Origin of the sequence: Methylobacterium thuringiense, assembly GCF_022179645.1 — a bacterium.
Classification (GTDB): Bacteria; Pseudomonadota; Alphaproteobacteria; order Rhizobiales; family Beijerinckiaceae; genus Methylobacterium; species Methylobacterium thuringiense.
This window is the reverse complement of sequence record NZ_BPRA01000004.1, coordinates 1-12,272: the sequence shown is the minus strand read 5'-3', so window position 1 is coordinate 12,272 and position 12,272 is coordinate 1. Positions and strand designations below refer to the sequence as shown.

The following is a 12,272-nucleotide window of genomic DNA, read 5'->3' as shown; positions in this document are numbered from 1 at the left end:
GCGGTGCAAGATACGCCCGTAACGACAAATCGGCCCAAGAGCAGCCTCATTGAGGCGCCCCGGACCCGATCGCGGTCTGGACGAAGGAGGCCCGCCTAGCGCAGGCCTCCAAAGGTGTCAAGGGTTGTATCCTCGACGGTTCCGTTCAGGAGGCGACAGTCTGCCGGTAAGGTTCGAGGATCGCCTTGAGGTCGGCCGTCACCTCATCGATCGGCTTCATGCCGTCGACCTTCTGCAGGTGGCCGAGCCCGTCATAGTAATCCGACAACGGCGCGGTCTGCTTCTTGTAGGCCTCGAAGCGTGACTTGAAGACCTCCGGCGTGTCGTCCTTGCGCACCGGCTGGCCGCGGGCGGCCGTCTCCTCGGCGCGCTTGGCAATCCGGCCGACGAGGGCATTCTCGTCCACCACGAACTCGATGACGGTGTCGAGGTCGAGCCCCTTCGCCTTCAGCATCGCATCCAACGCCTTGGCCTGCTCCACCGTGCGCGGAAAACCGTCGAGGATGAAGCCGTTCTTGGCGTCTGGCTCCTCGACGCGGTCGGCGACGATGCCGACGACGACGGCGTCCGGCACCAGGCCGCCGCTCTCCATGATCGACTTCGCCTCAAGGCCGACGGGCGTGCTGGCTGCGACGGCGGCGCGAAGCATGTCGCCGGTCGAGAGCTGGGGAACCTCGAAGGCGTGCGTGATTCGCTCGGATTGGGTGCCCTTCCCCGCCCCGGGCGGTCCGAGCAGAATGATCCGCATGACGTCGTAATCCTCCTCAGGCCCGCCTCGCGGGCTCTTTCTTCCGTCTGGCAGGATAATCTACCGAAGGGCGAGAGAGGAACGGCTTTCATGCCGCCTCTCCCGTAGACCTTTGACTGAGAGACGACCGTCAGCGTCGACGCTGGTTGGTCGAGGCGCCGCGCAGCTTCGCCTTCTTCACGAGCCCCTCGTACTGGTGCGCCATCAGATGCCCGTGGATCTGGGCGACCGTATCCATGGTCACCGACACCACGATCAGCAGCGAGGTGCCGCCGAAGCCGAGGCTCGCCGAGGTATAGGAGGCGACGATCTCGGGCACGAGGCAGACGAAGGTCAGGTACAGCGCACCGATCACCGTGATCCGGGTGAGGATCTTGTCGATGTAGGTGGCCGTACGCTCGCCGGGCCGCTGGCCCGGGATGAAGCCGTTATGCTTCTTCAGGTTGTCGGCCGTCTCCTGCGGATTGAAGACGACGGCCGTGTAGAAGAACGTGAAGAAGATGATCAGCGCGGCGTAGAGCACCATGTAGAGTGGCCGGCCGTGCCCGATATAGGCGGTCAGCGTACCGAGGATCCCGCTCGAGCCCTGGCTCGCGGAGAAGCTCGCCACGGTAGCCGGCAGCAGCAGCAGCGACGAGGCGAAGATCGGCGGGATCACGCCCGAGGTGTTGAGCTTCAGCGGCAGGAACGAGGTCTGGCCCTCGTACATCCGGTTTCCGACCTGGCGCTTCGGGTACTGGATCAGCAGCCGGCGCTGGGCCCGCTCCATGAACACGATGAAGTAGACGAGGCCGACGGCGGCGAGCGTCGCGCCCAGCAGCAGGGCGGGTGAGAGCGCGCCGGTGCGGGTCAGTTCCAGCGCGCCGAAGATCGCGGCCGGCAGGTGGGCGACGATGCCGGCGAAGATGATCAGCGAGGAGCCGTTGCCGATGCCCCGCGACGTGATCTGCTCGCCGATCCACATCAGGAACAGCGTGCCGCCGGTCAACGTCAGGACGGTGGAGAGAATGAAGAACGGGCCGGGATTGATCACGGCGTTCGAGCCCTGGAGGCCGAAGGCGATGCCCCAGGACTGCACCAGTGCCAGCACCACGGTGAGGTAGCGGGTATACTGGTTGATCACCTTGCGGCCGGACTCGCCCTCCTTCTTGAGGGCTTCGAGCGTCGGGACGACCGAGGTCAGGAGCTGAACGATGATCGAGGCCGAGATGTACGGCATGATGTTCAGCGCGAACACCGCCATGCGCTCGACGGCACCGCCGGAGAACATGTTGAACATGCCGAGCACGCCGCCGGCCTGACTCTGGAAGTTCTTGGCGAACTGCTCCGGGTCGATGCCCGGAATCGGGATGTAGGTCCCGAGGCGGAACACGATGAGCGCACCGATCGTGAACCAGATCCGCTTCTTGAGTTCGTCGGCCTTCGCGATGGCGCCGAAGTTCAGATTGGCGGCAAGCTGCTCGGCGGCTGAGGCCATGTCACGGGTTCCCGAAGAATGCCGTCCGGAGGATCGTCAAAACGAATGCGGCGGCCGCGCGAGGTGCACGGGCCGCCGCAGGATGCCTGGACTTAAGCGTTGGCTCAGGCCGACGCAACAGACCCGCGATGGGCGACGCCCGACGCGAACTTGGTCGTGACCGAACCGCCGGCCTTCTCGACCGCCTCGACGGCGGACTTCGAAGCACGCGTGACCTCGAAGCTGAGCTTCACGGTCAGTTCGCCGACGCCGAGCAGCTTCACGCCGTCGCGAGCCCGGGCGATGACGCCCGCCTCGACGAGGGAATCGACCGTCACGGTCGCCGCCTTATCGAGCTTGCCGGCGTCGATCGCCTGCTGCACCCGGCCGAGATTCACCTCGTTGAGGTCGGTCGAGTACAGGTTGTTGAAGCCGCGCTTGGGCAGGCGCCGATGCAACGGCATCTGGCCGCCCTCGAAGCCTTTGATGGACACGCCGGTGCGGGCCTTCTGACCCTTCACGCCGCGTCCACCGGTCTTGCCCTTGCCGGAGCCGATGCCCCGGCCGACGCGCATCCGGTTCTTGGTTGCGCCTTCGTTGTCGTGGATTTCGTTGAGCTTCATCGCGCCCTCCTCAAGCCACGTCGCCGTGGACGCGCACCAGGTGCGCAACCTTGCGGATCATGCCGCGAACGGAGGGCGTATCCTCCAGTTCGGACACACGATGCAGCTTGTTCAACTTCAGGCCGATCAGCGTCGCGCGCTGAGAAGCCTCACGGCGGATCGGCGAACCGATCTGCTCGATGCGGACAGTCTTGGTAGCCATTCTGCCCTCCCCTTACGCCACTGCGGCTTCGGAGGTGTCGGCCGGATCCGAATCGCGACGGCGCGACTGCAGAGCGGACACCTTGAGGCCACGGCGCGCGGCGACGGAGCGCGGGCTATCCTCGTTCTTGAGCGCGTCGAACGTCGCGCGGACGAGGTTGTAGGGGTTCGAGGAGCCGAGGGACTTGGCGACGACGTCCTGCATGCCGAGGGTCTCGAACACGGCGCGCATCGGGCCGCCGGCGATGATGCCGGTACCCTGGGGCGCAGCGCGCAGGATGACCTTGCCGGCGCCGTGACGTCCGTTGACGTCGTGATGCAGGGTACGGCCTTCGCGCAGGGACACCCGGATCAGACCGCGCTTGGCGGCTTCCGTGGCCTTGCGGATGGCCTCGGGGACCTCACGGGCCTTGCCGTGACCGAAACCGACGCGACCCTTCTGGTCGCCGACGACGACGAGAGCGGCGAAGCCGAAGCGACGACCACCCTTCACGACCTTGGCGACGCGGTTGATGTGGACGAGCTTGTCCACGAACTCGCTGTCGCGCTCCTCACGGTCATCGCGGCGGCCGCGACCACCGCCTTCACGTTCACGTGCCATTTGTTTTCCACTTCATCTCACTGGCGCGGATCGTAACGATCCGCTCGCTCGATGGTCCAAATCCGCCGATCAGGGACGGGCGGTTCGTACCGGGTCCGGGCAGCGTCGGCCGCCCGGACAAGTCACGCAGGAATCAGAACTCGAGGCCGCCTTCGCGGGCCGCGTCGGCAAGTGCCTTGACGCGGCCGTGGAAGATGTAGCCCGAGCGGTCGAAGATGACCTTCGAGACGCCGGCAGCCTTGGCGCGCTCGGCGACGAGCTTGCCGACGGCCTGAGCGGCGGCGACGTCGGCGCCGGTCTTCAGGTCGCCCTTGATGCCCTTGTCGAGGCTCGACGCCGCAGCCAGCGTGGTGCCGGCGGCATCATCGATGACCTGAACGTAGATCTGCTTGGACGAGCGGAACACCGAGAGACGGGGCCGACCGTTTGCCGCTGCCCGAAGCGCACGACGCACACGCGCCTTACGCTTGATGAGGGCTTCGTTCTTCGTAGACATGATCGCCCCCTTACTTCTTCTTGCCTTCCTTACGGAAGATGAACTCGCCCGCGTACTTCACGCCCTTGCCCTTGTAAGGCTCGGGACCGCGATAGTCGCGGATCTCGGCGGCGACCTGGCCGACCTTCTGACGGTCGATCCCGGTAATGGTGATCTCCGTCGGCTTGGGCGTCACGATCGTGATTCCGGCCGGGATCTCGTATTCGATGTCGTGGCTGTAGCCGAGCGACAGCTTGAGAGCCTTGCCGGCCATGGCCGCACGATAACCCACGCCGGTGATCTCGAGCTTCTTCTCGAAGCCCTTCGACACACCTTCGACGAGGTTGGCGACGCGGGCACGCGACGTACCCCAGAGCGACCGCGCGACCTTCGACTGGTCCTTGGGCTGCACCGTGACGGCGCCGTCCTCGAACGCAACGATGACCTGCGAGGGCACCACGAACTCGAGCTCGCCCTTGGAGCCCTTCATCTTAACCGTCTGACCCGTGACCGTGGCGGTGACGCCGGACGGAACGGGGACGGGCTTCTTGCCTACGCGAGACATTGGCTGTCCTCCGGATCAGAACACCTTGCAGAGCACTTCACCGCCGACGTTGCGCTCGCGCGCAATGTGATCGGCCATGACGCCCTGCGGGGTCGAGATGATGGTGATGCCGAGACCGTCGGCGACACGCGGCAGCTCGCCAACCGACGAGTAGACGCGGCGGCCGGGCTTGGACACGCGCTGCAGAGAGCGGATCACCGGCTGGTTGTCATAGTACTTCAGTTCGATGGCGAACTCCGTACGGCCGTTACCGAGGTCGGTCACGGCGTAGTCACGGATGTAGCCCTCGGACTTGAGCACATCGAGAACGCTCTTGCGCAGCTTGGAGCCGGGCGTCTGGACGACGCTGCGGCGGCGAAGCTGGCCGTTGCGGATGCGGGTGAGCATATCACCCACGGGATCGTTGACCATGGTGGCTCCCCCTTACCAGCTGGACTTCACGAGGCCCGGGATCAGGCCCTTGTTGCCGAGCTCACGCAGGGCAATACGGGACAGACCGAGCTTGCGATAAAAGGCGCGGGGGCGCCCGGTGACCTCGCAGCGGTTGCGAACGCGAACCGGCGACGAATTGCGCGGCAGCTCGGCGAGCTTGAGACGCGCTTCGAAGCGCTGCTCCATCTCGTTCGAGGTGTCGTTGGCGGTGGCGAGGAGCGCCTTGCGCTTCTCGGCGAAGCGCTTCACGAGCGCCTTGCGGTGGTTGTTCTTCTCGACTGAGCTTTTCTTAGCCATCTGCTATCTCCGGTGTCCGCGTATGAGGGGCGTAGTCCTCACTGCCGGAACGGGAAGTTGAACTGGGCGAGGAGAGCCTTCGCTTCGGCGTCGGTCTTGGCGCTGGTCTGGACGACGATGTCCATGCCCCACACCTGCTCCGCCTTGTCGTAGGAGATCTCCGGGAACACGAGATGCTCCTTGAGGCCCATGGCGTAGTTGCCGCGACCATCGAAGGAACGCGGGTTCAGGCCACGGAAATCGCGGACGCGCGGGAGCGCGATCGTGATCAACCGATCGATGAACTCGTACATGCGCGCCTTGCGGAGCGTCACCTTGCAGCCGATTGGCATGCCTTCGCGCACCTTAAAGGTCGCGATGGCCTTCCGGGCCTTGGTGATCACCGGCTTCTGGCCGGCGATGAGGGCGAGGTCGGCAGCGGCCACGGTGGCCTTCTTGGAATCGGCAGTGGATTCGCCGACGCCCATGTTGATGACGATCTTCTCGATCTGCGGCACCTGCATGGGGTTCTTGTAGCCGAACTCTTCGATCAGCTTCTGACGAACCACCTCTTCGTAGTGCTTGCGCAGACGAGGCGTGTAACCATCCGGAGATGCCGCCTTGCGGGGCTTCGCCTTCACTTCGCCGCCGCCGGCAGCCTGGGCGATGTCCTTGGACTTCGCCTTGTCCTTGGCGCCGTCCTTGGGAGCACCCTTGGCCGGCTTGGTGTTCTTGGCATCAGCCATCGATCAGATCCCCCGAGCGCTTGGCGAAGCGGACCTTGCGGCCGTCGTCGAGAATGCGAAAACCGACGCGGGTCGGCTTGCCGTCCTTGGGATCGGCGATCGCGATGTTGGACAGGTGAATGGCGGCCTCCTTGGAGATGATGCCGCCTTCCTGGCTCTGCGTCTGCTTCTGGTGCTTCTTGACCAGGTTGACGCCGCGGACGAGCGCACGGCTCTCCTTCGGGATCACCTGGATCACCTCACCGGACCGACCTTCGTCGCGACCGGTCAGAACGACGACGGTGTCGCCCTTCTTGATCTTGGCGGCCATTACAGCACCTCCGGGGCGAGCGAGATGATCTTCATGTGGTTGCGGGCGCGAAGTTCGCGCGGCACGGGCCCGAAGATACGGGTGCCGACCGGCTCCTTCTGATTGTTGATCAGAACGGCGGCGTTCTTGTCGAAGCGGATCACGGACCCGTCGACACGCTTCACGGCCTTGGCCGTGCGCACGACGACCGCCTTCATGACGTCGCCCTTCTTCACGCGGCCGCGCGGGATGGCTTCCTTGACGGAGACGACGATGATGTCGCCGACGCCGGCATATTTGCGCTTCGACCCGCCGAGCACCTTGATGCACATCACACGACGCGCACCCGAGTTGTCAGCGACGTCCAGATTCGTCTGCATCTGGATCACGGAAGTGACCTTTCCTTGTTTCGGGCGGGTATCCGCACGCGGACGGTATTGTCCGGCGGACGACGCCTGATGGGGATTGGGGATCCCCGAATGTAACGGACCGCGCTTGCGTGGCCCGTAAAGGCCCCGGCGCGGTCACCGCGGTCGAAGGGTGCAAACACCCTTTTGAATGTCGCGAAGGTGCGGCGGATACTACGATCGATCCGACCGTGCAAGACCTAAAGCACCGCGTCGCGCTCTCACATCATGACGAACACACCGGCGAGCGGAGTGTCCGTCCAGCGCAACCGAACGAAAAACCGGCAGGGAACCCGAGATCGGGCGACCTGCCGGTGTTTGCGATGGAAGAACCCGGACGCGTCGAAAACTCGGGATGCAATCCTCCCGGTAGACGATGGCCTCAGGCGTGGTCGGCGACCGGAGCCTGACCGGCAGCTTCCGCTGCGGCGGCCTGATCTTCGACCAGCTTCCACGTCTTGGTCTTCGAGTAGGGCCGCGACTCCTCGATGAACACCGTCTGCCCGGTCTTGGCGGAATTCGCCTCGTCATGGGCATGGTAGTGCTTCGAGCGGCGCACGGTCTTTTTCATGACCGGGTGGGTGAAGCGGCGCTCCACCTTCACGGTGATGGTCTTATCGGTCTTGTCGCTGACGACGGTGCCCTGAAGGACGCGCTTCGGCATGGTTGAAACTCCTCAGGCCTGAGCCGACGCGAGCGTCTTGTGACGCTGAAGCGTACGGACGCGGGCGATGTCGCGGCGAACCTCACGGACGCGGGCGACGTTCTCGAGCTGGCCCGTGGCACCCTGGAAGCGCAGGTTGAACTGCTCCTTCTTGAGCGCGATGAGCTCGTCGCTCAGTTGATCCGGCGACAGGGCGCGCAGATCCGACAGTCTCTGTGACGACTTCATGATCCCCTCCCCTCTCAGTCGGCGATTCGGGCGATGATGCGGGTGCGCACCGAAAGCTTGGCGGCCCCGAGGCGAAGCGCCTCGCGGGCTACGGTCTCGGCGACGCCGTCCACTTCGAACATGATACGGCCCGGGTGAACGCGAGCCGCCCAATACTCGGGCGCTCCCTTACCGGAGCCCATGCGGACTTCGGTGGGCTTGGCGGTGACCGGAACGTCCGGGAACACCCGGATCCAGACACGACCCTGACGCTTCATCTCGCGGGTGATCGCGCGGCGGGCCGCCTCGATCTGCCGCGCGGTAACACGCTCCGGCTCGACAGCCTTGAGGCCGAACGTGCCGAAGTTCAGGTCGTACCCGCCCTTGGCCGCGCCATGGATGCGCCCCTTGAACTGCTTACGGAACTTGGTCTTCTTGGGTTGCAGCATGGCAGCCTCTCAAAACTCTCCTAAGGCTCAGGCGATCAGGCGTGAGCGGGTTCGCGGCGGCCGCGGCCACCACCACCATCGCCGTCACGATCGCGACGTCCGCCGGAACGGCCGCCTTCTTCCTGGGCCTTCTTGTCCTGGGCCATCGGGTCGTGCTCGAGGATCTCGCCCTTGAACACCCAGACCTTGATGCCGCAGGTCCCGTAGGTCGTGAATGCGGTGGCCGTGCCGTAATCGACGTCGGCGCGAAGCGTATGCAGGGGCACACGGCCCTCGCGGTACCATTCGGTCCGGGCGATCTCGGCGCCGCCGAGGCGACCGGCACAGTTGATGCGGATGCCTTCGGCACCCAGACGCATCGCCGACTGCACCGCGCGCTTCATGGCGCGGCGGAAGGCGACACGACGTTCGAGCTGCTGGGCGATCGAGTCGGCGACGAGGACGGCGTCGATCTCGGGCTTGCGGACCTCGACGATGTTGATCGTCACGTCGGCCTTCGTCATCGAGCCGACGAGCTTGCGCAGCTTCTCGATATCCGCGCCCTTCTTACCGATGACCACGCCCGGGCGACCCGAGTGGATGGTGACGCGGCACTTCCGGTGCGGACGCTCGATCACGATCTTGGAGACAGCGGCCTGCTTCAGCTGCTTCATGAGGGCGGCGCGGATCGCGACGTCCTCGTGCATCAGCTTGGCGTATTCGCCCTTGCCGGCGAACCAGCGAGAATCCCAAGTCCGGTTGATGCCGAGACGCAGGCCGATCGGATTGATTTTCTGACCCATGGAGTCCTCCTCAGGCCGCTTCAGCGCGCACTTCGCGGACCACGATGGTCAGGTTCGCGAAAGGCTTCAGGATACGGGCGCCGCGACCGCGGGCGCGGGCATGGAAACGCTTGAGAACCAGCGCCTTGCCCACGAAGGCCTGGCTGACGACGAGATCGTCGACGTCCAGATCATGGTTGTTTTCGGCATTGGCGATGGCGCTCTCGAGGCACTTCTTGACCTCGACGGCGATGCGTTTGCGGGAGAACTGCAGGTCGGCGAGGGCCGAATCGACCTTCTTGCCGCGAATGAGCTGAGCGACGAGGTTCAGCTTCTGCGGGCTGACGCGCAGCATGCGCGCGACGGCCTTGGCTTCGTTCTCCGGCAGAGCGCGCGGGGTGGATGGCTTGCCCATGTCAGCGCCTCTTCGCCTTCTTGTCGGCTGCGTGACCGTGGAAGGTGCGGGTCGGCGAGAACTCGCCGAACTTGTGACCGACCATTTCCTCGGTGACGTAGACCGGAATGTGCTTCTGCCCGTTATGCACACCGAAGGTGATGCCAACGAACTGCGGGAGGATCGTGGAGCGGCGGCTCCAGATCTTGACGACCTCGTTGCGGCTGGAGCCGCGGGCGGCGTCGGCTTTCTTGAGGAGGTAGCCGTCGACGAACGGCCCCTTCCAGAGGGAGCGTGCCATGGCGATTACTTCTTACGGTTATGACGGCTGGACAGGATGAAGGTGTCGGTCCGCTTGTTGGACCTCGTCTTCTTCCCCTTGGTCGGCACGCCCCAGGGCGTGACCGGATTGCGGCCGCCCGAGGTACGTCCCTCGCCGCCGCCATGCGGGTGATCGACGGGGTTCATCGATACGCCGCGGTTGTGAGGACGCTTGCCGAGCCAGCGGTTGCGACCGGCCTTGCCGAGCGAGATGTTCATGTGGTCCGGGTTCGACACCGCACCGACGCTGGCGAAGCACTGACCGTGCACGAGGCGCTGCTCGCCCGAGTTCAGGCGCAGCGTCACGTAGCCCTGGTCACGTCCGACGATCTGAGCGTAGTTGCCGGCGGAGCGGGCGATCGCGCCACCCTTGCCGATCTTCAGCTCGACGTTGTGGACGATGGTGCCCACCGGCATGTTGCCGATCGGACCGGCATTGCCCGGCTTGATGTCGACCTGCTCGGCCGCGATCACCTTGTCGCCGGGCTGAAGCCGCTGCGGCGCGATGATGTAGGCCTGCTTGCCGTCGGGGAAGCCGATCAGCGCGATGAAGGCCGTGCGATTCGGATCGTACTCGATCCGCTCCACGGTCGCCGACACGCCGAGGTTCTCGCGGCGCTTGAAGTCGACGTTACGCAGGGTGCGCTTGTGACCACCGCCGCGGAAGCGGACGGTGATGCGACCGAGGTTGTTACGGCCGCCGGAGGACGACTTGCCCACGGTCAGCTTCTTTACCGGCTTGCCCTTGTAGAGCTCACGGCGGTCGACGAGCACGAGCTGGCGAAGGCTCGGCGTGACCGGTTTGAATGTCTTCAAGGCCATCGGCTTGATCCTAGACTATCGCGTTCTCAGAGGCCGGTCGTGACGTCGATCGTATCACCCTCGGCGAGGGTGACGATCGCCTTCTTCACGTCGGACCGCTGACCGCGTTGACCGCGGAAGAACTTCTTCTTGCCCTTGGTGATCAGCGTATTCACGCCGGTCACCTTGACGTCGAACAGCTTCTCGACCGCTTCCTTGATCTGCGGCTTGGTAGCCTTCGGTGCGACCCGGAAGACGACTTTGTTCTGTTCGGTGAGGTTCGTCGCCTTCTCGGTGATAACCGGGGAGACGATGATGTCGTAGTGGCGCGGATCGGCACTCATTTGAAACGCTCCTCCAGCGCATCGACGGCCGCGCGCGTCAGCACGAGCGTGTCGCGGCGCAGGATGTCGTAGACGTTGATGCCCTGCACGGGCAGGACGTCGATCTTCGGCACGGCGCGGGCGGCGCGGCCGAAATTCTCGTCGACCTCGGGCCCGCCGATGATCAGCGCGCTCGACCAGCCGAGCTTGCCCAGCCGCTCGACCATGGTCCTGGTCTTGTGGTCGTCGACCTTGATGTCGTCGACGATGATCAGGGTCGAGGCCTTGGCCTTGGCCGAGAGGGCATGACGGAGAGCCAGGGCACGAACCTTCTTGGGAAGGTCGTGGGCATGGCTGCGCACGACCGGACCGAAGGCGCGACCACCACCGCGGAACTGCGGAGCGGAAGCGGCGCCGTGACGGGCGTTACCGGTGCCCTTCTGCTTGTAGATCTTCTTGGTCGACCGATCGATGTCCGAACGGTTCTTGACCGCATGGGTGCCGGCGCGGCGCTTGGCGAGCTGGTAGCGCACCATACGCTGCAGAAGGTCGGCACGAGGCTCGAGACCGTAGATGGCCTCGCTGAGCTCGACCGAGCCGGCCGAAGACCCGTCGAGCGTGGTGATATCGAGCTTCATCACGCGTTCTCCTCGGCTGCGGGCGCCTCGGCGGGCGCCTCTTTGGAAGCCGAACCGTTGGCGCCGTTCTCACGGAACTTGCCGGGAAGCGGCACGTCTGCGGGAAGCGCGCGCTTCACCGCATCGCGAACCTGGATCCAGCCGCCGGCGACACCGGGGACGGCACCCTCGACGAGGATCAGGCCACGCTCGGGATCGATACGCACGACCTTGAGGTTCTGCGTGGTGACCCGATCGACGCCCATGTGACCGGGCATCTTCTTGTTCTTGAAGGTCTTGCCCGGGTCCTGACGGCCGCCGGTCGAACCGATCGAACGGTGCGACACGGACACGCCGTGGGTGGCGCGCAGACCACCGAAGTTCCAGCGCTTCATACCGCCGGCGAAACCCTTACCCGTGCTGGTGCCCGTCACATCGACGAACTGGCCCGGGATGAAGTGATCGGCCGTGATCTCGGCACCGACCGGGATCAGCGAGTCTTCGCTGACACGGAATTCGGCAAGCTTCTGCTTCGGCTCGACCTTGGCGACCGCGAAGCGGCCACGCTCGGCTGCCGAGACGTTCTTAACCTTGGCCTTACCGACACCGACCTGAAGGGCGACGTAGCCATTCTTCTCGACGGTGCGGTGTGCCACGACTTGGCACTGATCGATTTGAAGCACGGTAACCGGCACATGCTCGCCTGCGTCCGTGAAGACGCGGGTCATGCCGACCTTTCGTGCAATGACGCCTGAGCGCATAGGTCTCTCCCTCGCGCGATGATCGCTAAAGCTCTAGGTCCCCGCGGGGCTTAGAGCTTGATTTCCACGTCCACGCCAGCGGCGAGGTCGAGCTTCATCAGCGCGTCCACGGTCTGGGGGGTCGGATCGACAATATCGAGCACACGCTTGTGCGT

General features: G+C 64.8%; 23 protein-coding genes. All 23 read right to left on the bottom strand.

What is annotated here, in order from left to right; genetic code table 11:
* Window positions 1–145 precede the first annotated feature (145 nt).
* On the bottom strand, window positions 146–748 hold the full coding sequence (locus MFF07_RS04875; protein ID WP_147818269.1) for an adenylate kinase: 603 nt from the start codon (window positions 746–748) through the stop codon (window positions 146–148).
* Window positions 749–878: 130 nt separating this feature from the next.
* Complete coding sequence (gene secY / locus MFF07_RS04870; protein ID WP_147818268.1) at window positions 879–2,225, bottom strand: preprotein translocase subunit SecY; 1,347 nt, start codon at window positions 2,223–2,225, stop codon at window positions 879–881.
* A gap of 104 nt (window positions 2,226–2,329) precedes the next feature.
* Window positions 2,330–2,827 carry a 50S ribosomal protein L15 gene (gene rplO / locus MFF07_RS04865; RefSeq protein ID WP_147818267.1) on the bottom strand — a complete coding sequence of 166 codons (498 nt, stop codon included), beginning with the start codon at window positions 2,825–2,827 and terminating at the stop codon, window positions 2,330–2,332.
* 10 nt (window positions 2,828–2,837) lie between these two features.
* Window positions 2,838–3,029 carry a 50S ribosomal protein L30 gene (gene rpmD, locus MFF07_RS04860; protein ID WP_147047099.1) on the bottom strand — a complete coding sequence of 64 codons (192 nt, stop codon included), beginning with the start codon at window positions 3,027–3,029 and terminating at the stop codon, window positions 2,838–2,840.
* 12 nt (window positions 3,030–3,041) lie between these two features.
* Window positions 3,042–3,629: a 30S ribosomal protein S5 gene (gene rpsE / locus MFF07_RS04855; RefSeq protein ID WP_147818266.1), complete on the bottom strand. Its 588-nt coding sequence runs from the start codon at window positions 3,627–3,629 to the stop codon at window positions 3,042–3,044.
* A gap of 133 nt (window positions 3,630–3,762) precedes the next feature.
* Window positions 3,763–4,125, bottom strand: coding sequence for a 50S ribosomal protein L18 (gene rplR / locus MFF07_RS04850; protein ID WP_147818265.1), 363 nt, complete (start codon window positions 4,123–4,125; stop codon window positions 3,763–3,765).
* A 10-nt stretch (window positions 4,126–4,135) separates the two neighbouring features.
* On the bottom strand, window positions 4,136–4,669 hold the full coding sequence (gene rplF, locus MFF07_RS04845; RefSeq protein WP_147818264.1) for a 50S ribosomal protein L6: 534 nt from the start codon (window positions 4,667–4,669) through the stop codon (window positions 4,136–4,138).
* A gap of 15 nt (window positions 4,670–4,684) precedes the next feature.
* The gene (rpsH, locus tag MFF07_RS04840) at window positions 4,685–5,080 is read right to left on the bottom strand and encodes a 30S ribosomal protein S8 (RefSeq protein ID WP_147818263.1); all 396 of its coding nucleotides are present in this window, start codon (window positions 5,078–5,080) and stop codon (window positions 4,685–4,687) included.
* Window positions 5,081–5,092: 12 nt separating this feature from the next.
* Complete coding sequence (gene rpsN, locus MFF07_RS04835; protein ID WP_147818262.1) at window positions 5,093–5,398, bottom strand: 30S ribosomal protein S14; 306 nt, start codon at window positions 5,396–5,398, stop codon at window positions 5,093–5,095.
* A gap of 38 nt (window positions 5,399–5,436) precedes the next feature.
* On the bottom strand, window positions 5,437–6,123 hold the full coding sequence (rplE, locus tag MFF07_RS04830) for a 50S ribosomal protein L5 (RefSeq protein ID WP_238230843.1): 687 nt from the start codon (window positions 6,121–6,123) through the stop codon (window positions 5,437–5,439).
* Window positions 6,116–6,433: a 50S ribosomal protein L24 gene (rplX, locus tag MFF07_RS04825; protein ID WP_147082387.1), complete on the bottom strand. Its 318-nt coding sequence runs from the start codon at window positions 6,431–6,433 to the stop codon at window positions 6,116–6,118. The genes rplE and rplX overlap by 8 nt, the downstream gene beginning before the upstream one ends.
* On the bottom strand, window positions 6,433–6,801 hold the full coding sequence (rplN, locus tag MFF07_RS04820; protein WP_147047092.1) for a 50S ribosomal protein L14: 369 nt from the start codon (window positions 6,799–6,801) through the stop codon (window positions 6,433–6,435). The genes rplX and rplN overlap by 1 nt, the downstream gene beginning before the upstream one ends.
* A 400-nt stretch (window positions 6,802–7,201) precedes the next feature.
* Window positions 7,202–7,483 (bottom strand): 30S ribosomal protein S17, encoded by a 282-nt coding sequence (gene rpsQ / locus MFF07_RS04815; protein ID WP_147818261.1) that lies wholly within the window; start codon window positions 7,481–7,483, stop codon window positions 7,202–7,204.
* A 12-nt stretch (window positions 7,484–7,495) separates the two neighbouring features.
* Entirely contained in the window at window positions 7,496–7,711 is a 216-nt protein-coding gene (gene rpmC, locus MFF07_RS04810) for a 50S ribosomal protein L29 (RefSeq protein ID WP_147818260.1), read from the bottom strand.
* A gap of 14 nt (window positions 7,712–7,725) precedes the next feature.
* Window positions 7,726–8,139, bottom strand: coding sequence for a 50S ribosomal protein L16 (gene rplP / locus MFF07_RS04805; RefSeq protein ID WP_147082392.1), 414 nt, complete (start codon window positions 8,137–8,139; stop codon window positions 7,726–7,728).
* A gap of 35 nt (window positions 8,140–8,174) precedes the next feature.
* Window positions 8,175–8,921 carry a 30S ribosomal protein S3 gene (rpsC, locus tag MFF07_RS04800; protein WP_147818259.1) on the bottom strand — a complete coding sequence of 249 codons (747 nt, stop codon included), beginning with the start codon at window positions 8,919–8,921 and terminating at the stop codon, window positions 8,175–8,177.
* Between the two features lie 10 nt (window positions 8,922–8,931).
* A complete protein-coding gene (rplV, locus tag MFF07_RS04795) occupies window positions 8,932–9,315 on the bottom strand; it encodes a 50S ribosomal protein L22 (protein WP_147818258.1) in 384 nt (127 codons plus the stop codon).
* A 1-nt stretch (window position 9,316) separates the two neighbouring features.
* The gene (gene rpsS / locus MFF07_RS04790) at window positions 9,317–9,595 is read right to left on the bottom strand and encodes a 30S ribosomal protein S19 (RefSeq protein WP_147082398.1); all 279 of its coding nucleotides are present in this window, start codon (window positions 9,593–9,595) and stop codon (window positions 9,317–9,319) included.
* 5 nt (window positions 9,596–9,600) lie between these two features.
* The gene (rplB, locus tag MFF07_RS04785) at window positions 9,601–10,437 is read right to left on the bottom strand and encodes a 50S ribosomal protein L2 (protein WP_147818257.1); all 837 of its coding nucleotides are present in this window, start codon (window positions 10,435–10,437) and stop codon (window positions 9,601–9,603) included.
* 26 nt (window positions 10,438–10,463) lie between these two features.
* Window positions 10,464–10,760: a 50S ribosomal protein L23 gene (locus MFF07_RS04780; protein ID WP_147082402.1), complete on the bottom strand. Its 297-nt coding sequence runs from the start codon at window positions 10,758–10,760 to the stop codon at window positions 10,464–10,466.
* Window positions 10,757–11,377, bottom strand: a complete 621-nt coding sequence (gene rplD, locus MFF07_RS04775; protein WP_147818256.1) for a 50S ribosomal protein L4 — start codon at window positions 11,375–11,377, stop codon at window positions 10,757–10,759. The genes MFF07_RS04780 and rplD overlap by 4 nt, the downstream gene beginning before the upstream one ends.
* Window positions 11,377–12,117 (bottom strand): 50S ribosomal protein L3, encoded by a 741-nt coding sequence (gene rplC, locus MFF07_RS04770; protein WP_147818255.1) that lies wholly within the window; start codon window positions 12,115–12,117, stop codon window positions 11,377–11,379. Before rplC ends, rplD begins: the two co-directional genes overlap by 1 nt.
* A 50-nt stretch (window positions 12,118–12,167) precedes the next feature.
* The coding region (locus tag MFF07_RS04765) for a 30S ribosomal protein S10 (protein ID WP_238231034.1) at window positions 12,168–12,272 on the bottom strand (105 nt) is incomplete at its 5' end.